Origin of the sequence: Rhodococcus sp. 21391 (assembly GCF_016772255.1) — a bacterium.
GTDB classification, from domain to species: domain Bacteria; phylum Actinomycetota; class Actinomycetes; order Mycobacteriales; family Mycobacteriaceae; genus Rhodococcus_F; species Rhodococcus_F opacus.
This window is the reverse complement of the sequence record NZ_CP063781.1, coordinates 197,731-220,474: the sequence shown is the minus strand read 5'-3', so window position 1 is coordinate 220,474 and position 22,744 is coordinate 197,731. Positions and strand designations below refer to the sequence as shown.

At 67.1% G+C, this 22,744-nt stretch carries 20 protein-coding genes and 3 pseudogenes; 15 read left to right on the top strand and 8 right to left on the bottom strand.

Translation table 11 applies throughout. The features are described from left to right. Positions 1-282: 282 nt before the first annotated feature. Both GO592_RS01040 and GO592_RS01035 read right to left on the bottom strand, forming a co-directional pair. Positions 283-447, bottom strand: a complete 165-nt coding sequence (locus GO592_RS01040; protein ID WP_007301631.1) for a hypothetical protein — start codon at positions 445-447, stop codon at positions 283-285. A gap of 373 nt (positions 448-820) precedes the next feature. Further along, complete coding sequence (locus tag GO592_RS01035) at positions 821-2,560, bottom strand: CocE/NonD family hydrolase (RefSeq protein ID WP_007301632.1); 1,740 nt, start codon at positions 2,558-2,560, stop codon at positions 821-823. 395 nt (positions 2,561-2,955) lie between these two features. Between GO592_RS01035 and GO592_RS46460 the strand changes: the two are divergent. From GO592_RS46460 to GO592_RS01020, 3 genes and pseudogenes are all read left to right on the top strand, one after another. Then, a pseudogene (locus tag GO592_RS46460) lies at positions 2,956-3,234 on the top strand (helix-turn-helix domain-containing protein); the annotation flags it as partial. Positions 3,235-3,254: 20 nt separating this feature from the next. Further along, positions 3,255-3,359 (top strand): helix-turn-helix domain-containing protein, encoded by a 105-nt coding sequence (locus GO592_RS01025; protein WP_202715093.1) that lies wholly within the window; start codon positions 3,255-3,257, stop codon positions 3,357-3,359. Continuing rightward, complete coding sequence (locus tag GO592_RS01020; protein WP_283236604.1) at positions 3,326-3,943, top strand: transposase; 618 nt, start codon at positions 3,326-3,328, stop codon at positions 3,941-3,943. The genes GO592_RS01025 and GO592_RS01020 overlap by 34 nt, the downstream gene beginning before the upstream one ends. Positions 3,944-4,153: 210 nt before the next feature. On the opposite strand, the pseudogene GO592_RS01015 reads toward GO592_RS01020, so the two are convergent. Beyond that, positions 4,154-4,802: pseudogene (locus tag GO592_RS01015) on the bottom strand (response regulator). Between the two features lie 105 nt (positions 4,803-4,907). After that, positions 4,908-5,357: a pyridoxamine 5'-phosphate oxidase family protein gene (locus GO592_RS01010; protein WP_007301633.1), complete on the bottom strand. Its 450-nt coding sequence runs from the start codon at positions 5,355-5,357 to the stop codon at positions 4,908-4,910. 252 nt (positions 5,358-5,609) lie between these two features. Between GO592_RS01010 and GO592_RS01005 the strand changes: the two genes are divergently transcribed. From GO592_RS01005 to GO592_RS00995, 3 genes are all read left to right on the top strand, one after another. Further along, on the top strand, positions 5,610-7,316 hold the full coding sequence (locus tag GO592_RS01005; RefSeq protein WP_007301634.1) for a sensor histidine kinase: 1,707 nt from the start codon (positions 5,610-5,612) through the stop codon (positions 7,314-7,316). A 187-nt stretch (positions 7,317-7,503) separates the two neighbouring features. Further along, entirely contained in the window at positions 7,504-7,653 is a 150-nt protein-coding gene (locus GO592_RS01000) for a hypothetical protein (RefSeq protein ID WP_157234356.1), read from the top strand. Positions 7,654-7,697: 44 nt separating this feature from the next. Beyond that, positions 7,698-8,018 (top strand): hypothetical protein, encoded by a 321-nt coding sequence (locus GO592_RS00995; protein WP_237720670.1) that lies wholly within the window; start codon positions 7,698-7,700, stop codon positions 8,016-8,018. 317 nt (positions 8,019-8,335) lie between these two features. On the opposite strand, the gene GO592_RS00990 is transcribed toward GO592_RS00995, so the two are convergent. Then, positions 8,336-8,740: a HutD/Ves family protein gene (locus GO592_RS00990; protein ID WP_007301637.1), complete on the bottom strand. Its 405-nt coding sequence runs from the start codon at positions 8,738-8,740 to the stop codon at positions 8,336-8,338. A 201-nt stretch (positions 8,741-8,941) separates the two neighbouring features. On the opposite strand from GO592_RS00990, the gene GO592_RS00985 reads away from it, so the two are divergent. Further along, complete coding sequence (locus GO592_RS00985; protein ID WP_007301638.1) at positions 8,942-10,294, top strand: ammonium transporter; 1,353 nt, start codon at positions 8,942-8,944, stop codon at positions 10,292-10,294. Positions 10,295-10,367: 73 nt separating this feature from the next. Here the strand turns inward: GO592_RS00985 and GO592_RS00980 are convergent, their stop codons facing one another. Further along, positions 10,368-10,964, bottom strand: a complete 597-nt coding sequence (locus GO592_RS00980; RefSeq protein WP_039953122.1) for a cupin domain-containing protein — start codon at positions 10,962-10,964, stop codon at positions 10,368-10,370. A gap of 72 nt (positions 10,965-11,036) precedes the next feature. Further along, on the bottom strand, positions 11,037-11,702 hold the full coding sequence (locus GO592_RS00975) for a helix-turn-helix domain-containing protein (protein WP_005255983.1): 666 nt from the start codon (positions 11,700-11,702) through the stop codon (positions 11,037-11,039). Positions 11,703-11,872: 170 nt separating this feature from the next. On the opposite strand from GO592_RS00975, the gene styD reads away from it, so the two are divergent. Next, on the top strand, positions 11,873-13,360 hold the full coding sequence (gene styD / locus GO592_RS00970; protein ID WP_005255982.1) for a phenylacetaldehyde dehydrogenase StyD: 1,488 nt from the start codon (positions 11,873-11,875) through the stop codon (positions 13,358-13,360). Positions 13,361-13,400: 40 nt separating this feature from the next. Then, a pseudogene (locus GO592_RS00965) lies at positions 13,401-13,595 on the top strand (alcohol dehydrogenase); the annotation flags it as partial. Here GO592_RS00965 and GO592_RS00960 read toward each other — a convergent pair. Further along, the gene (locus tag GO592_RS00960; protein ID WP_007301640.1) at positions 13,553-15,427 is read right to left on the bottom strand and encodes a zinc ribbon domain-containing protein; all 1,875 of its coding nucleotides are present in this window, start codon (positions 15,425-15,427) and stop codon (positions 13,553-13,555) included. The pseudogene GO592_RS00965 and the gene GO592_RS00960 sit on opposite strands and share 43 nt — an antisense overlap. A gap of 522 nt (positions 15,428-15,949) precedes the next feature. Here GO592_RS00960 and GO592_RS00955 point away from each other — a divergent pair. The 6 genes from GO592_RS00955 to GO592_RS00930 all read left to right on the top strand — a co-directional run bounded on the left by GO592_RS00955 (position 15,950) and on the right by GO592_RS00930 (position 22,711). Further along, the gene (locus GO592_RS00955; protein ID WP_039953156.1) at positions 15,950-16,249 is read left to right on the top strand and encodes a DMT family transporter; all 300 of its coding nucleotides are present in this window, start codon (positions 15,950-15,952) and stop codon (positions 16,247-16,249) included. A 52-nt stretch (positions 16,250-16,301) separates the two neighbouring features. Continuing rightward, positions 16,302-16,871: a TetR/AcrR family transcriptional regulator gene (locus tag GO592_RS00950; protein WP_007301642.1), complete on the top strand. Its 570-nt coding sequence runs from the start codon at positions 16,302-16,304 to the stop codon at positions 16,869-16,871. Positions 16,872-17,043: 172 nt separating this feature from the next. Then, entirely contained in the window at positions 17,044-19,002 is a 1,959-nt protein-coding gene (locus tag GO592_RS00945) for a primary-amine oxidase (RefSeq protein ID WP_007301643.1), read from the top strand. Further along, positions 18,995-20,434, top strand: a complete 1,440-nt coding sequence (locus GO592_RS00940; RefSeq protein ID WP_007301644.1) for an APC family permease — start codon at positions 18,995-18,997, stop codon at positions 20,432-20,434. Before GO592_RS00945 ends, GO592_RS00940 begins: the two co-directional genes overlap by 8 nt. 8 nt (positions 20,435-20,442) lie before the next feature. After that, complete coding sequence (locus tag GO592_RS00935; RefSeq protein WP_007301645.1) at positions 20,443-20,964, top strand: hypothetical protein; 522 nt, start codon at positions 20,443-20,445, stop codon at positions 20,962-20,964. A gap of 34 nt (positions 20,965-20,998) precedes the next feature. Next, positions 20,999-22,711, top strand: coding sequence for an amidohydrolase (locus tag GO592_RS00930; RefSeq protein WP_007301646.1), 1,713 nt, complete (start codon positions 20,999-21,001; stop codon positions 22,709-22,711). Positions 22,712-22,744 lie beyond the last annotated feature (33 nt).

Sequence of the window (22,744 nt, the reverse complement as noted above, 5' to 3'; positions counted from 1 at the left end):
GCGTGGGCCTGTCTCACGACAATGGCGGATCCGCCATCTGCCCGCCACTCACCGTGAGATTCCGACTTATGGTCGTGTCAGCGGTCCGTGGTCCGGGTTAGCTGCCCGTAATGTGCCCAGCGAGTACGCGCCGCGGATCCGGGCGCGCCTGGCGACGAGCAGGTCCTGATCGGAGACGCCCGATCCCGCGGCTGGGACCGGGAAGTCGAACGGCACGAAGCAACGTGCCGGCGGCTCCAGCACCTGCTCGACGACCTCGACGACGGCGAAACCCGATGAGGTTCAGGAATGGTTGGGGCACAACAGGTCCGAATCCACTACCCAGTCGCGCTGCGCGAGCCAGTCCCGCACCGACGCCGGGATTTCGTCGATGCCGGAATCGGTGCCGGTGACCAGCGGGCCGTCCCCGCACCGGGGGGTACCCGCCGGGAACGGGTCCCCACTCATCCGGTGGCGTCCGAACGCTGAGTCATCCGAGGAGACAGTTCCCGCCCCGCCGAGGTTACAGCACAGGATCTCCAGACGATGGCCAACCGCGTTCACCTCCGTGCCGAGAGCACTGACATACGAGACGTAATACACTGCCCCGCAGTGCTATTGAGGATCAACACTCGGCGACGAGGACTCAGGATAGCGAAGGCACGGCTCGACGGATCGATCGTGGACCATCGTTCCGACACGATGACCGACCGGTCGACGCGCGAGGTCTCCTGCCGCGGTCAGTCCTGGCCGGTCCGGTGCCCGAGACGAGGACATCCGCCTCGACTGCGTCGTGGGTCATCGCGCGGGTTCGGTTCGGCAGGGCACCTGTCGCCGGTGCTCACCGGAGGACTGGCAGCAGCAGCCGCGATGACGCGCGCACGGTGTTGACGCTGCTGGTGCCGACGCTGGCATGGCGGAAGTTCATGATGGCCGGCGTCGACGGATCTTGGTCGTCGCTGGTCAGCACCAGCTGGATGCGGTGGCCTGTATTGAATCGGCGAGCGTTGGGCACCAAGGGGATTCGGTAGGTTATGTCCTGACCTATGGGTATCGTGGCCAGGTTGCGACACGGTAGCACCGGTGCACCCGGGCGACTCGCAGCCTCGTCGACCTCGCGTAGGCTCGCACGCACCCACCCGGCCGTGACGTCCTCGGCGCTGCCGTCGGGCGCTACGTCTTGCAGGGTGACGATCCAGGCGGTGTCCGCGGCGGTGGCGGCGGCGACCAACCGGAGTTCGATGCCACCGACTACCACGAGCGGTCCGTCCAGCGGTCTGCTGGTCCACGTCAGCGATGACGGCGGGTCGATCGGGCTCGGTTTCGCGCGGCTCAGGCCGGCGCCCAGCGCCATGAACTCCCGGCTGCCCGAATCTCCTTCCTCGCTGTCGAGCCCGCCATCGGCGCGCAACGCCAGCTCACGGTGGCCGTCGGCCGGTGGCCACGACTCCGCGGTGTGCCATTCGTCGGCACCGGGCACGATGTAGCGGATGGCCGGGCCATCGAGGATGCCGGTGTCTGCGCCTTTGAGCCAGTGGTCGTACCAGGCCAGCGCCTCGATATGGAGGCTTTCCCACGGCCAGGTCAGCCCATATTCGCCGAGCATGCCCATCCGCACGGTTGGACTACCCGACAGCGCGCGCCAGGCGGTGAACGTCGACGGCAGGTGCAGCGGGACGTTCTGCCAATCGCAGCCCAGGTAGACCGGGATATCAATGTTTCCGAGTAGTGGCAGCAGGTTGCGTTCTTCCCACCAGGTGTCGCGGGTGGGGTGCCGTACGGCAGCATCGAGCCACAGCTCGTCCCACGGGTGTGGGTCATGGGGCAGCTTCAGCAGCGCATGCATCATCGTGACGGCGGCTTCACCGTTCATCGTGGCGAACTTGTGGTGTACCCGTGGCGAGGTCAGGATGTGTCGGGCCATTCCCAGCAGCGGGCCACGCCACAGGTGGTCGGTGCGGTCCGCGGTCAGTCCGAGCATCGACAGGAACGGTGTGACGAACGATGCGTTGAACAAGCCGTGATGAACCGCGGCCTCGTACAGGTCGGCGGTGACCGCGACCGGGAAGATCGCCTTGAGATGTGGCGGGCGCTCGACGGCTGCCTCCAACTGGGTCATCGCGAAATAGCTGATGCCGATCATGCCGACATTGCCGTCGCACCACGGCTGCGCTGCCACCCATTCGACCAAGTCATACATGTCTCGGCGCTCTCGGGCATCGAAGAACCCGAATGTGCCGCCGGAACCACCGGTGCCGCGCACGTTGGCGATCACGTGCACGTAGCCGCGGGGCACCCAGAAGTCCGTCGCACCTGCCTCGATGAATCCCGCGGGAGCGCCGAGGTCCTGGATCTGCCGAGGGTAGGGTGACGCGGCGATCAGAGCGGGGAAGCGGCCGTTAGCGGCAGGCCGGTGGACGTCCGCGAGCAGGTCGACGCCGTCGCGCATCGGCACGGCGACATTGCAATCGGCGACGGCCCCGAACCGCGGCTCACTGAGGTTGCGGTACTCCCGGCCGGTGGTCTGCGGGCCGTTGAGCTGACGCTGACCGACATCGACGCCGGAAACACCACTCGACATCCATGACCTCCGTCATTTCACGAATTGGTGAAACACGGAACTGATCGTAAAACGTGCAAACCCTTTACGACAACTCTCTGTCTCACAGCGATCGCACAGCGCTCGCCTTCCGCGATGCTGCATTTCTACAACTCGGGCGGCCTCTGCTTGATGCACCGACCAAACTGGGCCCCCACCGGCTCAGATGTGGGGTGCTGCTTCTTGGACGAGTTGTACGGGTATGCGACCCCAAGTTAGGCGTAGACGTGGGTGAGGTGGTTCGCACGGTGCGTGGTGAGATGACAGCCGTGTGGCGACGTCCTTGACTAGTGCGTAAGTATGTCGACTATTGGCCTTGTGTCTGATTGAATCAGCGAGAAAACGATGGCCGCAAACTCGACCATGCAACCCTTGCTGTGTTGAGAAGGATTGCGGTGGAGCAGGTTCAGGCCGGGGCGCACCCCGAACAGGTCGCCGAGACGTTGGGGCTGCACCGCAAGACCGTCTACGGGTGGGTCGCGAAGTTCCGCGCCGGGGGCTGGGAGGCGCTCGAAGCGAAACCGGTGCCCGGCCGACCTTCCATCCTGACCGGCGATCAGCTGGCGCGGCTGTATTCGATCATCGTCGGCACCGATCCGCGTCGGCTCGAGTTCGAGTTCGCCCTGTGGACGCGGAACATGATTCGCGAGGTGATAGGCCGCGAGTTCAGGTCACCATGTCCGAGGTCACCGTCGGCCGGTGGCTCAAAGCGATGGGATTGTCCCCGCAGAAACCCCTCTACCGGGCATATCAGGCCGACCCGGAGGCCGTCGAGCAATAGAAGAGTTCGACGTTCCCGAAGATCCAGAAACAGGCGAAGAAGGCGAAGGCGACGATCTACTTCACCGACGAGGCATCCGTGCGCAGCGACTACCACGCCGGCACCACCTGGGCGCCGGCCGGGCGCACCCCGGTCGTTGTAGCGACCGGGCCCGGTTCTCGGTGAACATGATCTCCGCGATCAGTGCCAAAGGCGCTCTACGGTTCTCGATCGTCGATGGCACCCTCACCGCAGCGAAGTTCATCGACTTCTGCAAACGCCTGCTCCGCGACAACGACGGGCCGGTGTTCTTGATCCTCGACGGGCATCCCGTCCACCGGTCCAAGGCCGTCACCGCCTTCGCCGACGCCACGGGCGGCCAACTGACCCTGTTCCGCATCCCCGCCTACTCGCCGCAACTCAACCCGGACGAATGGGTATGGAAGAACGTCAAACACGACCGCATCGGCCGATCCGGCATCACCGGGCCCGACCAGTTCAAGACCCTGCGCACCCGGGCTCTGCGGCGGCTGCAATGCATGCCGCACCTCGTCCGCGGCTTCTTCGCCGACCCCCACCTCACCTACATCCGCGCCGCCGCATAATCAGTCGACATACTTACGCTCGCCTTTAGTACCTCGACGAGGGGCATCGTCCACCACCACGTATCTGGGGACGTGCACCTCCAACGGCCGACCACCGAAGGGCAGGTCGTGAGTGCGTAGCCGGTGACGACCGCTGCCGCAGGAGAGGTGGGCGTTTCGGGTCGAGAGGCAATGCTGCGATGGAGAAGGCAAGCGAAACGGTAGGCGTGGTCAGCGTGATGAGCGAGGTGTGCTGGGGAGTTTGGCGGCGAGGACGGCGGCCTGGGTGCGGCGTTCGACCCCGAGTTTGGCCAGCAGCCGTGAGACGTAGTTTTTGATGGTCTTTTCGGCGAGGAACATTCGTTCGGCGATCTGCCGGTTGGTCAAGCCTTCACCGAGGAGTTCGAGGAGGGTGCGTTCCTGCGGGGTCAGGCCGGCGACAGCGTTTTCCTCCGCGCTGGGCGCGGCCCGCAGCTGGTTCATCAGGACGGTAGCGGCCCGGGTGTCGAGCAGGGACTTGCCCGAACCGACGTCACGGACGGCGTGTCAGTTCGGTTCCGCGGATGTCCTTGAGTGCGTATCCACGGGCGCCGGCGAGGATGGCGTCGACCATGGCCTGTTCGTCGCCGAAGGAAGTCAGCATCAGACACCGCAGCTCGGGCAGGAGCGAGCGCAGATCGCGGCACAGTTCGATGCCGTTGCCGTCGGGTAATCGGATGTCGAGTACGGCAACGTCGGGTCGCAGGGCGGGAATACGGGCCAGGGCCTGTTCACAGGTTCCGGCTTCACCGATCACGGTCAGTTCCGGATCGCCGCTCAGCAGTTCCGCGATGCCGCGGCGCACGACTTCGTGGTCGTCGACGAGAAATACGGTGATCATTGCGGCGAGCCCCCAATTTCCGGTGTCAGCTCTGTCCCGGTCCACGGTACGGGGATGAATCCGATCGCACAGGATCGAGGAAGGGCCGTGCAGGCGCGCCCAGGGTCAGCGGGCATCGCCCGGCGGGCGGAGCAGGGTGGTGCGGTGCCCGGTGATCTGTCCGATGTCGATGACGAGGTAGCAGTCACCAGGCGTGGTGTCCCACGGTGCGGCGACGGGGTCGTCGAAGCCGATCAGACCGGCGGCCTCGGGCACGAGCCGCGCCCTCCCGACCGTCAGCACGGTCCAACCCGCCCGGGTGGCCGGGTCGATCACCCCGGCCTCGAACCCGAGCACGGTGCCGTCGAAGCGGCCGAACCACGGGTTGTCGCCGGTCGGGATGACGATCTCCCCGTCGGGGGCGGCGAAGGTGACCGGCCGCACGGCGGGCAGCGCGTCCTCGGTGTAGACCAGCCGACCGGTGGGGACCGATTGCAGCAGCGACATGCAGGCGGCCGTGGTCAGGGGTCCGTCTGTGCCCGCGGTGCCGATTCGCTGGGCCTCTTGCTGGTCCATGACCACCTTCTCGCTTTCGCAGTTGCCGTGGACACCACCAGCATCGGTCCTCGGAGGCGGACCGGGACAGAGTACAAAGTCGTCACCATGCCCGCTCGCCACCGGATAGCCCCGAGGGCCGGGAAAGGATCCCGTTGGCGGCGTCACCTCGGTTTGTCCGCGCAGGACGCTGCTAACGGAACCGGTGAACCGCTGCAGCAAGCGCGCGGGAAGCGCACACTCGGTATCAGGCGAGCGGGAGGAGGCGCCGAGATGACCGCCGAGGACGAGCCGTTGCTCGCCGGTACCTTGTCGCAGCTGCGGCTGCGGGAGTTGCTGGTCGAGGTCCAGGATCGGATCGATCAGATGATCGGCGCCCGCGATCAGGTCGACAGTCTCCTCGAGGCCGTGTTGACCGTGGCCTCCGGGCTCGATCTGGAAGCGACCTTGAAACGGATCGTGCACGCGGCGATCGAACTGGCCGATTGCCGGTACGGGGCGCTCGGGGTGCTCAACCGCACCCGGGACGGGCTTCAGGAATTCGTCTACGAGGGCATCGACGAGCACACGCGCCGGTTGATCGGGGATCTGCCGACCGGGCACGGGCTGCTCGGTTTGCTGATCGAACAGCCCAAACCGATTCGTCTCGACAACCTCGCCCAGCACACCGCCTCCTCGGGATTCCCCGACCATCACCCGCCGATGCAGACGTTCCTCGGTGTGCCGGTCCGGGTCCGCGGCGAGGTGTTCGGCAACCTCTATCTGACCGAGAAGGCCGGTGGCCAGTCCTTCACCGAGGACGACGAGGTGGTGGTACAGGCGCTGGCCGCCGCCGCTGGTGTCGCCGTCGACAACGCCCGCCTGTTCGAGGAAGCGCGGCTTCGGCAACAGTGGCAGAAGGCGACCAGCGAGATCCGCGGGGAACTTCTCGCGGCCGCTGACCCCAGCCAGGTGCTCGACCTGATCGCCCGCCGGGCCCGCGACCTTGCCGTTGCCGATCACGTCTTCATCGCGCAACCCGACACCCCCGACCCGGACCCGGCCGAGATCACCGCCCTCACCATCACCGCCTACGCCGGCGACCAACCGGATGAGTTCTGCGACCGGCAGATTCGCGTGAACGACTCGGAGACCGGGCGGGTCTTCCGCGACGGCCAGCGCCGGCAGGTCCCGCAGCTCACCGACGGTGGCCGGTATGGTCCGGCGCTGTTGCTGCCGTTGCGGGTGTCCGTCGACGCGGTGACCGGGGTGTTGGCGATCATCCGCCGCCTCGGGTCGGACTCGTTCGACGACCGGCAGCAGGTGCTGGCCGGCGAGTTCGCCGACCAGGCTGCGCTGGCCCTCAAACTGGCCGACGACCAACAGCAGTTGGCGGCGCTGTCGCTGATCTCCGACCGCGACCGGATCGCCCGCGACCTGCACGACCACGTCATCCAACGGCTCTTCGCCCACGGTCTGGCACTGCAAAGCACCCAGGCACGCACCCGCGCCCCCGACATCAGCTCCAGGTTGAGCGAGATGGTCGACGACGTGCAACAGATCATCGATGACGTGCGAACCGCCATCTTCGATCTGCACGCCGGCACGGGGGACGACACCCGCAACCTGCGGCAGGTCCTGACCGGCATCGTTGCCGAACAGACCGAGAACAGTGCACTGCGCACCACCGTGCGGATGTCGGGGCCACTGACCGTGGTCACCGGCCCCCTCGCGGACCACGCCGAAGCCGTTCTGCGGGAAGCACTCAGCAACGTCGTCCATCACGCCCACGCCCGCACGGTCACGGTCACCGTCTCCGTCGGCGACAACCTCACCCTCGACGTCACCGACGACGGCATCGGCATCCCCGCCACCGTGGCACGCAGCGGCCTGCACAACCTCACCACCCGCGCCGAACAGGCCGGCGGCACCTGCACCGTGACACCCCACGAACCCACCGGCACCCGCCTGACCTGGGCCGCACCGCTGCCCGCAGTCTAGGAAACCAAGTCACTTTCCTGACTGCGGCGACCCCGGCCGCAGACCGAAAGGTCCGAGGTCCTGTTGCTGATGTTGCCCTCTACGCGCGCAGGTGGGGTAGCGAAAGGCGTCACGGAGGGAAGAGAGGGAACCGATGTTCTCGCAATCACCTCTGCACCACCATCCCCGACGTGACGACAGTCCCGCGGTGCCGGGTTACACAGCACCGCGACTCGCGATCGGTGCCACGGCGGCGGCGACCGTGACCGCCGCAATGATCAGCGGCTCCGCGCTCATCACCGGGGCCGCCGAACTCCTCGTCTTCCTCGTGGTCGCCCTTGCCTCGATCCCGATCTGACATCGTCCTGTGCGTACATGAGTGAGGAAGCCACAATGGGCAGCATGTCGGCAGAGCCGAAGACGTTGCGGGTCGAGCTGGAAGAGGTTGGGGCGCGGCACTGGTGGGCTTCGTTATTGGCGACCCTGGCCTCCCAATCGGGGAACACGTACATGCGGTTCGTCGGTGTCGTCAACGGCCGGCCTCGGTATCTCAGTTCCACCTTCCCGGTCCCCCGCATGTGGGGCACCGTTCCGCCACAGGAAGCGTGGGCGCCGGGGATGACGGCGTCCCTGGCCGAGCTTCGGCGCGCCATCGAGAACGACGGTTGGCAGCAGATCGGCCGCGGACAGCAACCCTGGTCCCTGACCTACCAGCGTCACTGAGACGACAGCCCTGGGCGCACGTAATCGAGACCGGCACGCGTCCGGATCCGGGGGTTCTTCTGCCATTGTCCTGGCCGGACTTATTCCTGATGCGCGTGCTCGGAGGGAACACGTAGATTCACTCGACCGGAGGAGCCTCGCCGACGCCCTCGCAGGCAAGTGCGTGCAGCCACTCGACGAAGGGGACACCAGCGCCGTCTCGAGTTTGTCCGTCCTACTCGACCACATCGCCCGGACGAACCTAAGTACCCCCACCGGTGAGCCGGACCCCAAGCACCCAAATCGGGCACCTATCGATACTTCTCAGACGAGCGAGGTCAACAACCGGTGGCGGTGTCTTGACTGCGAGATGTTGTCCACATAATCACGGAGGCCGCGGTGGTGGTCCTGTGGACCATGACGTTGAACGCCTCGGTCGGCCCTTCCGCCACGCAGTCGGGGCCGCGCTCACCGGCGAAGGCCGTCGGACTCAGGCGCGGAATCAGGGTGGGGCCGCCGCCGAAGTCGAGTGACACGGGATGGTCGCCGATCACCGTGAGTATCCGATCCACCCCGGGAAACGGCGAGAAGAAAGTCGAACCCGCCTCGAGCGTCGCGACGCTGAATCGCCACCGGGACGCGACACCGGCGGCGATCTCCGCTGTGGTGCCCGCGCCGTTGGCCCACGGGGTGATCCGGCGATCCGCGTGACGGACGATGCGGGCCTCGCGAACTGTGGTCACGCTTTCTCCTAACCTAGAAATTCCACTGTCAAGATACTTTGTTTCGCACACCAGCACGCAGGCGCACGCCGGAGTCCGTTACGCAGTTGTCACGCGGCGAACCATTTCCGCAATCTCCGCTTTGGTTCACTGACACTAGACATTGATTCCCAAAGGCGGACACGACAAGTGTCACGCCATCCTCGATCAAGGTGGACGACTATGAACGAAGCAGTCGCTGCGGCCGACACCGCCTGGATTCTTGCGGCCTTCACGGCAGTGAGCCTCATGGTGCCGGGCCTGGCAATGTTCTACGGCGGAATGGTCAGCGTGCGCAACACCCTCAACATGGCCATGATGACGTTCGGCGCGTTCGCCGTCGTCGGCGTGCTGTGGATCGTGTTCGGCTACTCCGCCGTGCTGGGTAACTCCCTCGGCGGTCTCGGCCTCCTGGGCGACCCCCTCAAGTACTTCGGCTCCAGTTCATTACTGGAGGCCCCCGCCGAACCCGGACTGCCGCCCGCCCTGGTCTCCGGATTCCAGCTGTTGTTCGCCGGCATCACCGTCGCGCTCATCTCCGGAGCGCTGGCCGACCGGATGAAGTTCGGTGCCTGGATGGTGTTCGCCGGACTGTGGGCCACGTTCGTCTACTTCCCGATCGCACACTGGGTCTTCGCGTTCGACTCCGAGGACGGATCGGTGATCGGTGGATGGATCGCAAACACCCTCGGCGCCGTCGACTTCGCCGGCGGCACGGCCGTGCACATCAATGCCGGCGTTGCCGCTCTCGCGGTCGTCCTGGTCCTCGGGGCCCGCAAGACGTTCCCCGTCTCGCCGCGCCCGCACAGCCTTCCCCTGACCATGCTCGGCGCAGGAATCCTGTTCTTCGGTTGGTTCGGGTTCAACGGTGGCTCGGCTCTCTCCGCCGGAAACAGTGCGTCCGTCGTCATCCTCAACACGGTCGCCGCGTCGTGCGCCGGCATCTGCGCCTGGCTGGTCGTCGAGAAACTGCGCGAAGGCCACGCCACGTCGCTGGGCGCCGCGTCGGGTCTGATCGCGGCGCTGGTCGCCATCACGCCGGCCTGTGGCGCCGTCTCACCCCTCGGCGCGCTGGTCGTGGGAGGCGCGGCCGGCGCGGTCTGCTGCTTCGCGGTCTCCTGGAAGTACCGGCTCGGCTACGACGACGCACTCGACGTCGTCGGCGTGCACCTGGTCGGCGGCATCCTCGGTACCGTTCTGATCGGTTTCCTCGCGGATCCGGCCGCTCCCAGCGGTGCGACGGGACTCTTCTACGGTGGTGGCGTCGACGTGCTGTGGCGCCAATGTGTCGCCGTGGCAGCCGTTCTCGCGTACTCCTTCGCGGTCACGCTGGTGATCGTCCTCGCACTGAAGAAATTCATGGGCATCCGCGCCGACCAGGAAAGCGAATACGACGGTCTCGACGTCTCCGTCCACGGCGAGACGGCCTACGTGCTCGATGCCGTCGGCCTGACCGGCGCCTCGAAGCACAGCACCGACGCGGTGCTCGGTGCAGAAGCGATCACGACCAGGGCGGCGGACCCCGCGAAGGCCTGATCCAGCGTCCGACACAGGCAGTGGCCCAGCCCCGCGGAATGCTGCGGGGGCAGGGCCACTGCCTGTGTCCCAGCTAGGTCAGGCTCTGAGCCAGACCCCGAAGCCTCGTGCTGTAGTTGTTCGGCTGGGCCGAAAGGAACTGACTCAGCACGATCAGGTCGAATTCCTGCATGGCGGCCGAATCGGAAGTAATCGAGGCATGATTCGTCACTTCGTGCTCGAGTAGTTCGACCGCCTCACGCCACCCACGGATCGCGGGTCTTCCGAGTTCCATCTGCGGCTCGAATCGCAGGGGTTCGACGAGTGGGCTGCCGAGAATTTCCTGCAAGTGCTCGTCGAGACTTCGGCGCGCCAGTCGGATGATCAGCTGAGATTGCCCTTCGTGCCACTGCATGGTTGCGGGGCGTCCAGGCTGCAGAATCGACGCGATCGACATGGTCGAATCGAATTCCTCTGCGCCAGAGGTAATTCGAGCCGTACCCGACAGCGGGATCTGAACGACGTAGAAGTCGCCGAGATCATTCGGATTCATCCGCGCATCGGTGCCGTAGTCGAAATAGTAGACACCGATTGTGCCGGCCGTGGCCACGTGAACCGGCTCGAGGCGGTCGAAGGGCAGCGCGGTCTTGTCGTCGGACGCTATCTGAACTGTCGCTATCACGGTAACCACGACCTTTCGAACCAACCGCCACTCTACGCCCGGCGCGGAGGCGGAGGAAGGTCGAAATCTCGATGACCGCCGTCAGTCCTCGTGGTGGTCGGGGTATGCGGTGACGGCGAGAAAGCGAATCGGCAACCGCACGAGATCGTTGGGACCGTGCAGACCTTCACCGTCGAGCAGCAGCGAATCCCCCGGCCGCAGCGTGTACTCGGCCTCGCCGTGCCCGTAGACCATGACGCCTTCGAGCATGTAGAGCAGTTCAGTGCCGGCATGCTGGAACAGCGGAAACGTCTCGCTGGAGTCGGTGAGCGTGACCAGCACCGGCTCGAGTCGTTTGTGCTGCCCACGCAGTGCGCCGAGCAGTTCGTAGTGGTGGCCCACCCGGGTGCCTCGCCCGACGATGACCGCACCGTGGCCCGCCTCGACGTACACGGCATCGCGGGCGGTGTCGGCGCCCCGGAACAGAGAGGTGACGGGCACGTCGAGTCCGGCCGCCAGACGCGCCAGCGTCGACAGACTGCAGGAGGTCTGCGAGTTCTCGATCTTCGACAGCATGGCCTTCGAGATTCCGACTTTGGCCGCCATGTCCCCCACGGAGAGTCCACTGGCTTTACGAAGCGACCGCACCTGCCTGGCGATCACCTTCTCGAGATCGGGCCCGGTCGGCGTATCGGACGGCACCTCACGCTCGACGGGCGCTGGGTCTCCCGTGTCGCGGTGGACCTCGGTCTCGGGTCGAGTGGTCACGTCCGCATCGTAGCAGCGCCGTTTACTGTCAGGAAACCGCGACTCACTACGCCGGACGGTGAATCGGTGCGCATACGAGCAACAACCATGCGCATGCGTGCAAGACGACGCCGCGCCCGCGCCCGCATGCTTGTGACAGCCATCACAACACCACCGGGAGAGTTGACGCTATGACCGCAGTACACGAGAACGTCAGTGCCACAGGACTTCCTGATGGAACCGCGACCGAGTTGTTCATCGGCGGGCAGTGGCGCGCGGCGTCGGACGGCGGGACGTTCACGGATCTGAACCCGGCCACCGGTCGCCCCCTCGCCCAGATCGCGTCCGGCACCGCCCAGGACATCGACGACGCGGTCCGGGCCGCCCGCACCCAACTGAACGGTGAATGGGGGTCACTGCCCGGCGCCGCCCGCGGACGGATCCTGAACAAGGTCGCCGATCTCATCGAACGCGACGGCGAGATCCTGGCCCGGCTCGAGGCCCTCGACGTCGGCAAGCCCGTCGGCCAGCCCACCATGCTCGACATCCCGATGGCCGCGGGCACGTTCCGGCACTTCGCCGGCTGGGCCGACAAGATCACCGGCCAATCCATCCCGACCGCCGGCTACTTCGGCCAGCCCACCCACTCGTACACCGTCCGCGAACCAGTCGGCGTGATCGGCGCGATCGTCCCGTGGAACACCCCGCTGATGATCTCGGCATGGAAGATCGCCCCCGCGCTCGCTGCCGGGAACACCCTGGTGGTCAAGCCACCGGAGGACGCACCGCTGTCGATCCTGCACCTCGCGACGCTGCTGGAAGAGGCCGGACTGCCCGCAGGCACCGTAAACATCGTGCCCGGGCTCGGCGAGGTCGCGGGCGACGCACTCGCCGGCCACCCCGGCGTCGACAAGATCAGCTTCACCGGCAGCCCCCGCGTCGGCCGGATCATCGCCAAGCGCGCCGCCGACACGTTCAAGCGCACCACCCTCGAACTCGGCGGCAAGTCCCCGCAGATCATCCTCCCCGACGCCGACCTCGAGGCCGCCATCAACGGCACCGCGATGGGACTGTTCTTCAACCAGGGCGAGGTCTGCGCCGCGGGCACCCGCATCCTGGTGCACCGCTCGCTGTACTCGCAGGTGGTCGACGGTCTCGCCGCCGCCGCTGCCGCGCAGGTCCTTGGCGACCCGTTCGATCCGGCCACCACGATGGGCGCCCTGGTGAACGCGAAGCAGCGTGACACCGTCCTCGGCTACATAGAGGCCGGACGCAGCGAAGGCGCACGGGTCGCCGCCGGCGGTGGCCGTCCGGACGGGGACGGGTTCTTCGTCCAGCCGACCATCTTCGCGGACGCGAACAACGACATGAAGATCGCGCGCGAGGAGATCTTCGGCCCCGTCGGCACCGTCATCGCGTTCGACACCACCGACGAGGCGATCGCGATCGCCAACGCCACCGATTACGGGCTCGCCGCCTCCATCTGGACGCGCGACGTGTCCCACGCCCACACCCTCGCCGGCAAGGTCCGCGCCGGAGCGGTCGCGGTCAACGGCTGGGCACCCATCGACCCCGCACTGCCCTGGGGCGGCATGAAGACCAGCGGCACCGGCCGCGAACTCGGCTGGGCCGGAATCGAAGCCAACACCGAGGAGAAGGTCGTCACGATCATCCTCTGATCGCCCCCAGCATCGACGTCGTCGGACAGGAGCAGGACTTATGAAAACCCAGGCCGCAGTGTTGTGGGAGCCCGGTCAGCCGTGGCAGATCGAAGAACTGGAACTCGACCCGCCGAAGCACGGTGAAGTGCTTCTGCAGCTGGCGGCGTCGGGGATGTGCCACTCGGACGAACACGTCCGGGACGGCAGCGTCTACGTAGATCTCATAATGTCTGCCGCTGGCGTGGCGGGCGCCTGAGATAGACGTGTGTCACGGCTACCCGCGCCCCCGTGCGGCGGTGCGGGTTTGACCGTGTCCCACACCGACGCTTGTGGTGCAGGAACATGCTGTTTCGGAGTCACCCCCAACCGCCGTGTGACGGTGGGCAGGCTGCGGCGGACCCGGCGGTGCCGCGGCCGACGCGGGGTGGGACCGTTCTTGTCGCGGCACCGGCGCACCGATGCGTGCTCGGCGACCCGGACGGCAGGCATCTGCCCACGCCGCCGGGTGACCTTGGTTCTACCGAGCAGGGCGCGTTTGGCCAGGTTCACCCCGGCGACGTGGTCCCGGTTGCCGCCGACCCGGCAACCCGGGCACCACGCAGTGTGGTATCCGCCGGGGCGCGAAAGGGGTTCGTCGCAGCCCGGACACAACGCGGAGGATCCGCGGGCCGGCACCGAGACCACCGTCACACCGACACCGGCGGCGGTGTGGGTGAGAGCGGCGACGGCTTGGCGGCGGGCGGACTGCGCGGCCCGATTGTTGTTGACGTGTCCGTGGCCGCGGGTCTCGAGGGTGGTGAGGTCCTCGACCGCGATCACGTGTGCGCCCGCGGTGGCGGCGTAGTCGATGGTTTGGCGGGCGAAGTGGAACGCCAGTTCCCGGTTGATCTTGCCCCGTTTGACGCCCACCGCGGTCCGATGCTCGCTGAGGACGGCGATCTTCTCCTCCAGCTGGGCGCGGACCTCCGGTGGGGCGGTGGCGGTCAGCCGCGTCAGCCGGGCGGCCTTGCGGTGCAGCATCTGGCCTTCGGCCTGCAGGCGCGCCAGTTTGATCCCGAGGCCGCGGTCGTCGTAGGTCCAGCCCCGGTAATCCGACACCAGCCCCTCCGGGCTGTCGGTGGTGATGGCGGCGGCGCCGAGTGTGGACGGGGACCAGTCGACCCCGACCGCGACCGCGGCCGATTCCGGGTCGTCTGCCGGGACGAGTTCGGTCGCGGCGCACTGCCAGAGCAGGCCCCGGCGGTCGAGGATCAGGGTCGGCAGATGCCAGTCGGTGATCGCCCGGCGGTGTAGGTGCGCGGGGATGGCGGCGGTCAGCCGGACCCCGCGCCACTGCGCCCGCCCGGCCGGTGCGGGGCTGGTTGGCAGCTTCACCGTCAACACCAGCTCGTGGTCTGCCACGGTGATCTGTGCGAGCTGTCGATCGGCGGCCGACAGTCGGGCCATGGCCGCCATTCGCGGTGGTTCCTGCAGGTCGGTGATCCGCACCCGGCCGGCCGGTTCCCCGCCACTGGAGCGGGCGCGGGCGGCGAGCTGACGTTGCACGCCCCGAGCGAAACCCGCAGACACGTGATCGCCCGACCCGATCGGCGGCGCCACAACCCCGGTGTCCGGATCGAATCGGGTCGACAGCGCCGCGATCGCGGCGTCACGGTAGGCCAGGGTCCGCAGGGTCGCCATCACCTGAGCGGTCACCACCCGGCTCACCCGCGACGGCACATAAGCCCCGTCCGGGTATCGCGGGTTCCAGCCGAGGCGGGCCGCGGCGACGTGACCTTGTGTGGGCAGTCTGCGGTCGTGGCGGTCACGGCCGGCGGCGAGGACATCGAAGGTCGCCGGATGCCACAGCCGCGACATCAACTCGGCGCCGGCCGCGGCGATCAGGTCGAGCAGCCATCCCACCCGGGTGTCGACGTCGTCGAGTCCGATCGGCTCGCCGGTTGCGTCGTCGATCGCCACATGGGCGCGGGTGGTAAACGCGAACTGCCGCGGCGTCGTGGAGACCCCGTCGTTGATTCTGTTTCGACCACAGCGCCCAGAGAACGGGCCGAACAACGATGCCGGCACCGCCGTGACGTCATCCATCAACCCTCCCACCAGCACATGTGGCACCCCCGGCCTCATACGGTCTCGACTGTAACGCCGACCCCCGACATTTAGCCTCGGAGGGAGTCCGCAGGCGTGCCAAGCGATCCCGCGCCACACCACCGTGAACCGGCCCTCAGTCGCGCCGTCGAGCATCCGGCCCAACCCCGCCCGCTGCCCCCGCGGACTCGAACCGCGATCCATGCATACCCGAATGCACCTCACCAGTAGCGCTCTCCCGCAACATCTTTTCCCGATTGGCCGTCAACGCTCCTTTGTTATGTCGAGCCCCCACCCGGCAATACACTGCCTCCACCTCTCCGGCGTCGCTCCCGCACACTCCCATCCGGGCCTGCCCAGATAGGAGTCGAGGTCCGCGCGGTCAACGAGTCGGTGAACCGAACCGGTGCGCCGAGAAGGCCACCGGCCCTCCCATGCCGCCGTGCACAGCCCAACCACCGACATCCCCAGCATTCCGCGGCCTCATCAATTCATACCGGCAGACGATGTCAGAACCTATCAATAGTGTTAGATATATCGGCAACAGTTGGAAGCTTACTGAAGTCCACCGAGGGCTTCACCAAGCTCTGGCCGTCGGTGGGGTGCCTCGCCGGCTACATTCTGGCGTTCGTGTTCCTGTCGCAGGCGGTCAAGACGGTGCCGGTCGGCATCGCCTACGCCATGTGGTCGGGGCTCGGGACCGCGGCGATCGTCGCGATCGGCGCGGCGTTCCTCGGCGAGCCGCTGACCGCGACCAAGGTATTCGGCCTGGGTCTCGTCGTCTCGGGAGTGGTCGTTCTCAATCTCGGCGGAGCTCATTGATACCGTGGTCGCATGATCGCTGGTGGGGTAGGTACGCGTCGTGCCTAAGCTCGTGGATCACGACGAGCGTCGGCGCAGCATCACCGCCGCCGCCTGGCGGCTGATCGCCACCCGCGGTATCGACGCCGCCAACATGCGCGACATCGCCACCGAGGCCGGCTACACCAACGGCGCCCTGAGTCACTACTTCGCCGGCAAGGACGAGATCCTCCGGACGTCGTACGAGCACATCTCCGAGGCCACCGACCGCCGGATCGCGGAGGCGCTCGGCGACGCGACCGGGCTCGACGCGCTGCGCATCCTGTGCCGCGAAGTGATGCCGATCAACGAGGAGCAACTCCTCGAGGCGCGGATCGCCGCCTCGCTGTGGCCCCGGGCCATGTACGACGAGCAGATGGCCGCGACCAACCGCCGGACGATGGACAATTGGCGCGAGCAGATGGCCGTCTTCTTGGAGCAGGCGCGCGAGGAGGGCTCCGTCGGCGACATCGACGTCAGCATCGTGGTCGAGCAACTACTCAACATGATGATGGGCATGCAGATTCTGGGTGTCCTCACGCCGGGCGAAACGTCGGCGGCACGTCAGCTGGAGATGCTCGAGCAGTTCGTCGCCGCGCTCTGAGCCGGCCGCGGCTCGACCAAAAACGTTGCCCCGGAATCTGTTAGCTCGGCATTATTGACCGAACGGTCAGTATGTTCGGGCGCGAAACTCACTGTTTACACGAGGGCACCTCGGCTGTAACGTACGTCACTAAGCTTTTTATTCAACGCCCGTAGAACCAAAGGATCGCGACATGCCCACCCTTTCCCCTGCGCGTATCGACCACCCGCTGTCGCTGCCGACCGTCGAAGAAATCGCCTCCCTCCGCGAGATCCTCGAGGCCGCCGACGCGCTGACCGAGCAGACGAGATTCGTCTACGTCGGCCTCGAGGAACCGGACAAGTCGACGCTGTACACGGCGGAGGCCCCGGAGACCGATCGCCGATTCCGCGTTCTGCTGCACGACATCTCGTCGCCGAATGCGGTGGACGTCGTGGTGTCCGTGACCCAGCGGTCGGTGATCAGCTCGGTGACCCTCGACGCCGCCCGCGACGGTCAGATGCCCGTCCTGGACGAGGAGTTCGAACTCGTCGAGCAGGTACTGGCCGCCGACGAACGCTGGCTCGCCGCGCTCGCCGCCCGCGGACTCGACGTCGCCGACGTCCGGGTCGCTCCCCTCTCCGCGGGTGTCTTCGACTACCCCGGCGAGACGGGCACACGGATCCTCCGGGGGCTCGCGTTCCGCCAGGACCACCCGAAGGACCATGCCTGGGCCCACCCGATCGACGGGCTCGTCGGATTCGTCGACGTCATGAACCGGACCGTCACCGATGTTCTCGACCTCGGCGCCGTCCCGGTCCCCGAGGAATCGGGCAACTTCGACGACCTCGCCGTCACCGGCCCCCTGCGCACCACCCAGAAGCCCATCGAGATCACCCAGCCCGAGGGCCCCAGCTTCGTCGTCGACGGCAACCGCGTCGACTGGGAGAAGTGGTCGTTCCGCGTCGGTTTCGACGCCCGCGAGGGTCTCGTCCTCCATCAGCTCGGATTCGCCGACGGTGACCGGGTCCGCCCGATCATCCACCGCGCGTCCATCGCCGAGATGGTGGTGCCCTACGGCGATCCCTCGCCGGTCCGGTCGTGGCAGAACTACTTCGACACCGGCGAGTACATGGTGGGCCGCTACGCGAACGCCCTCGAACTCGGCTGCGACTGCGTCGGCGACATCACCTACTTCGACGCCGTCATCGCCGACGAGTTCGGCACCCCCAAGACGCTGAAGAACGCCGTGTGCATGCACGAGGAGGACTTCGGCGTGCTGTGGAAGCACACCGATCTGTGGGCCGGCTCCGCCGAGACCCGCCGCCAGCGCCGTCTCGTCATCTCCTTCTTCACCACCATCGGCAATTACGACTACGGCTTCTTCTGGTACCTGTACCTCGACGGCACCATCGAATTCGAGGTCAAGGCCACCGGCATCGTCTTCACGTCGGGTCACCCGGGCGGTGACTACCCGTATGCCTCGGAGATCGCCCCCGGCCTCGGCGCCCCGTACCACCAGCACTTGTTCAGCGCCCGCCTCGACATGATGATCGACGGCGACCGCAACTCCGTCGAGGAGGTGCAGACCAAGCGGGTGAAGATGGGCCCCGGAAACCTGCACGGAAACGCGTTCACCCTCGAGCGCACGCCGCTGACGAAGGAATCCGAGGCGCAGCGCCTCGCGGACAACAGCGTCGGACGCGTGTGGCACATCAGCAACCCGAACAAGCTGAATCGTCTGGGCAAGCCGGTGGCGTACGCACTCCACCCGGAGGGTCAGCCGATCCTGCTGGCCGACGACGACTCCTCGATCGCGGCGCGGGCGACGTTCGCCACCAAGCACCTGTGGGTCACCCAGTTCGACGAGAAGGAGCGTTACGCGGCAGGGGATTTCGTGAACCAGCACGCGGGTGGCGCCGGACTGCCCAGCTTCGTGGCCGGCGATCGGGATCTGGAGAACGAAGACGTCGTCGTCTGGCACACGTTCGGCCTCACGCACTTCCCGCGACCGGAGGACTGGCCGATCATGCCCGTCGACTACACCGGATTCACGTTGAAGCCCAACGGCTTCTTCGACCGCAACCCCGCTCTCGACGTTCCCCGCACGACGTCGAAGCACTGCGCGACCGGAGGCGGCAGCTGCCACGCGGACGGGGGAACAGATGTCTGACACCACCACGGGTTCGGGAGCTGGCACGTTACGCGGATCCATCGGCGTCGTCGGGATCGTCTTCCTCGTCATCGCCGCGGCCGCACCGCTGACCGCGATCGGCGGCGCTCTGCCCGTCATGATCGCGATCGGCAACGGCGCGGGCGCCCCGACCGCCTATCTCATCGCCGCACTGGTCCTGCTCGTCTTCAGCGTCGGATACGCGGCCATGAGCAGCCACATGGTCGACACCGGCGCCTTCTACGCCTACGTCGCCAAGGGGCTGGGCGAGTCCTGCGGGCTCGGCGCGGCCGGCCTCGCTCTGCTGACCTACACCGCCATTCAGGCCGCCGTGTACGGCCTGGCCGCCGCGACGATTCGGGGCCTCGTGGTCCAGTACGACGGACCCGACCTGCCGTGGTGGATGTGGGCGCTGGTACTCATCGCACTCGTGGCCGTGCTCGGATACCGCAGCATCGACCTCGGCGCCAAGGTCCTCGGGGTGCTCCTCGTGCTCGAGATCGGCATCATCCTGGCGCTGTCGTTCGGCGTGCTGGTGCGGGGCGGGGCCGCGGGTATCGACTTCGCGTCGTTTACCCCGACGTCGTTCTTCAGCGGATCCCCCGGTGTCGCATTGATGTTCGCGATCGCGTCGTTCATCGGTTTCGAGGCGACCGCGATCTACGGCGAGGAGGCCCGCAACCCCCGGCGCACGATTCCGATCGCGACGTACGCCGCCGTGATCGTCATCGGACTGGTGTATGCGCTGGCGAGCTGGGCGGTGGTGCTCGCGTTCGGCAGCGACGACGTCTCCGCGGCGGCCGCCGCCGACCCTGCCGGGCTGACGTTCGCCGCCGCCGCGCACTTCCTGGGCGGACCCGCGGCCGATGTCATGGCGATCATGCTGGTCACCAGCTTGTTCGCCGCACTCCTGGCCTTCCACAACGCCATCTCCCGGTACGTGTTCGCCCTGGCCCGCAAGGGCGCGGCTCCGCGCGCACTGTCCCGCACCCACACCAAGCACGGATCCCCGCATATCGGCTCGGTCGCCCAGACGATCTCCGCGACGGTGGTCGTGGGGGTGTTCGCGCTCGTCGGCGCGGACCCGGTGCTGGAACTGTTCACCTGGATGGCAGGTCTGGCCACCGTGAGCATCCTGGTGCTGATGGTGCTCACCAGCGTCGCGATCATCGCGTTCTTCGCCCGCACCCGGCTGGATACCCGACTCTGGCACACGCGTATCGCTCCGGTGCTCGGATGCGTGGGTCTGGTGGCCGTCACCGGGTTGGTGCTCGACAACTTCACCACGCTGATCGGCGGGTCGGAACTGCTCGCGGACATCCTGCTGGCTGTGATCGCTCTGTTCTTCGTCGCCGGACTGGTCGTCGCCCGGGTCACCCGGCAGAGCCGGGCGGACGTCGGGCAGCGTCGCGAACTCACCCCCACGATCTGAGTTCGACGATGTTCGAGATCCCTGCCGTGCACGCGGCGATGCTCGTCGGTGCGGTCGGGGCCGTCGTGCCGATGTGGCGGGCGCACGGAACGGACTGCCGGGTGCGGATCGCGCACGGTGCGATGGCGGTGTCCATGGTCGCGATGATGATCCCCGGCGTGCCGGCGGGGATTCACCTGCTCGAGGGTGCCGTCCTCATCGCCCTCGCCGTCTTCGTCACCGGTGAGACCATGCACCGCCGGACAGCCGTTCCCTGCGCGGTGGACCTCACCGCCATGGGGGTGCTACTGCTCCTGGCCCCGACGTCCGCTCCCGCCTCGACGGCGTCGGCGCCGGCACCCTCGGGCCACCACCACGGTGGCGCAGGGATCTCGACGGGCTGGTTCCCTCTCGCTGTGCTCGTGTGCTGGGCACTGTTGACACTGCATCTCTTTCGCTCCACCCCGCGCCCCGAACACGGGTCCGGCATCACGACCGCGGCGACGGGATCCGCACTGATGATCCTGGGCATGGCTCCCATGGCCGTCTGACATCCATCCCACCGACAGCAACCTGGAGGAACCGATGAGTTACGCCGATGCCGTCTACACCCACGGCAAGGTCTTCACCGTCGACGAGAACTTCACGATCGCCACCGCCCTTGCGGTGCGCGACGGACTCGTCCACGCGGTGGGCAGCGATGCGGAGATCGAAACCCTGATCGGGCCGGACACCGTGGTCACGGACCTCGGCGGGAAGACGATCCTCCCGGGAATCAACGACTCGCACCTGCACGCCATCGCCTACGGGCTCGACACTCCGCCGCTGTCGCTGGACGTGTCGTTCCCGGCTGTCCGGTCGATCGCGGACGTCCGTGAACTCGTGCGGGAGGCCGCCGCCGCGGCCGAGGACGGCGAGTGGATCATCGGAACCGGCTGGGACGACGGGTATCTCGACGAGTGTCTCGCCGAGGCCGGTCGGACGCCGACCCGCTGGGACCTCGACGAGGTGTCCCCGAACAATCCCGTTTTCCTGCAGGACTTCTCGCGCCACACGTCGTGGGTGAACAGCGCGGCGCTCACGCTCGCCGGGGTGGACGAGACCACCCCGTTGCCGCCGGGCAGCCTCATGCCCGTCGGTGAGGACGGCCTGCTGACCGGCATCGTCATGGAGGGTGCGCAGGCGCTGGTGCAGCGTGTTCTCCCGGCCCTCACCCGGGAGCGCCGGGAGGAGGCACTCCGCTCGGCGATCTCGATTCTGCAGAGCGAGGGCATCACCAGCTTCACCGATCCCGCGATCGGCCCCGGCGGCGAGGCCCTCGCCGGTGGCGCGATGGGCGCCGAGGGCCTCGCGGTGTATGCCGACCTCGCCCGCCGCGGCGAACTGGGCGCCCGCGTCAACCTTCTCCTCCTGCCCACCGGAATGTCCGGATCGGCTGAGGATTTTGGACAGAACCTGGCGGACATCGAGGTTCCGGAATCGGTGGATCCGCGGATGTTCCGGGTGCTCGGGGTGAAGGTGTTCGCCGATGGGATCCCGCCGAGCAAGACCGCGTGGATGCACGAGGAGTACGTCGGCGGCGGCTGCGGCTCACTCTGCGTCGGCGGCGACACCGACGAGCGTCAGGTGTACGAGGTGACCGAGATGGTCCGCATCGCCCACGAGTCCGGCTACCAGATCGGTGTGCACGTCACCGGTGACCGTGCCATCGACACCGTCGCCGACGCAATCATCGCCGCGCAGAATGCGCACCCCCGTGAGGATGCCCGGCACTACCTGATCCACGGCGACTTCATCAGCGAAGCCACCCTGAAGCGCCTGGCCGACAACGGCATCGGCGTCAACATGAACCCGACGATCAAGTGGACGATCGCCGACCTGGAGGTCGGGGTGGTCGGGACCGAACGAGCCGCCTACGAATGGCCGTATCGCAGCGCCGTCGAATCCGGGGTGCACCTGATGAGCAGTTCCGATGCACCGGTCACACCGCCCGATTGGCGCCAGGGCATCTCGACGATGATCCTGCGCGAGAGCAAGGCCAGCGGCGCGGTGAGCGGGCCCGACCAGTGCATCGGCCTGGCCGACGCCGTCCGCACCTACACGATCAACGCGGCCTGGCAGGACTTCGCCGAGGACTGGAAGGGATCCCTCGAGGCCGGCAAGGTGGCCGACCTATGCATCCTCGACGGCGACCTCGAGACCATCGACCCGCACGACATCCCGGCAATGCAGGTCGTCTCGACCGTGCTGGGTGGAGAGGTCGTGTTCCAGCGCGTCGCCGCGAGTGTCGCGTCGTAGTCGGCTTACCTATCTGAGCCGGAACGGCCCCAC

Excerpts from the sequence above, each read along its gene's own strand:
- styD (WP_005255982.1), top strand. The coding sequence starts at position 11,873 with ATGACCGCAGTACACGAGAACGTCAGTGCCACAGGACTTCCTGATGGA.
- GO592_RS01035 (WP_007301632.1), bottom strand. The coding sequence starts at position 2,560 with ATGTCGAGTGGTGTTTCCGGCGTCGATGTCGGTCAGCGTCAGCTCAAC.
- GO592_RS01025 (WP_202715093.1), top strand. The coding sequence starts at position 3,255 with ATGTCCGAGGTCACCGTCGGCCGGTGGCTCAAAGCGATGGGATTGTCC.
- GO592_RS01005 (WP_007301634.1), top strand. The coding sequence starts at position 5,610 with ATGACCGCCGAGGACGAGCCGTTGCTCGCCGGTACCTTGTCGCAGCTG.
- GO592_RS00960 (WP_007301640.1), bottom strand. The coding sequence starts at position 15,427 with ATGGATGACGTCACGGCGGTGCCGGCATCGTTGTTCGGCCCGTTCTCT.
- GO592_RS01010 (WP_007301633.1), bottom strand. The coding sequence starts at position 5,357 with ATGGACCAGCAAGAGGCCCAGCGAATCGGCACCGCGGGCACAGACGGA.
- GO592_RS00930 (WP_007301646.1), top strand. The coding sequence starts at position 20,999 with ATGAGTTACGCCGATGCCGTCTACACCCACGGCAAGGTCTTCACCGTC.
- GO592_RS00995 (WP_237720670.1), top strand. The coding sequence starts at position 7,698 with ATGTCGGCAGAGCCGAAGACGTTGCGGGTCGAGCTGGAAGAGGTTGGG.
- GO592_RS00985 (WP_007301638.1), top strand. The coding sequence starts at position 8,942 with ATGAACGAAGCAGTCGCTGCGGCCGACACCGCCTGGATTCTTGCGGCC.
- GO592_RS00940 (WP_007301644.1), top strand. The coding sequence starts at position 18,995 with ATGTCTGACACCACCACGGGTTCGGGAGCTGGCACGTTACGCGGATCC.
- GO592_RS00935 (WP_007301645.1), top strand. The coding sequence starts at position 20,443 with ATGTTCGAGATCCCTGCCGTGCACGCGGCGATGCTCGTCGGTGCGGTC.
- GO592_RS01040 (WP_007301631.1), bottom strand. The coding sequence starts at position 447 with ATGAGTGGGGACCCGTTCCCGGCGGGTACCCCCCGGTGCGGGGACGGC.
- GO592_RS00945 (WP_007301643.1), top strand. The coding sequence starts at position 17,044 with ATGCCCACCCTTTCCCCTGCGCGTATCGACCACCCGCTGTCGCTGCCG.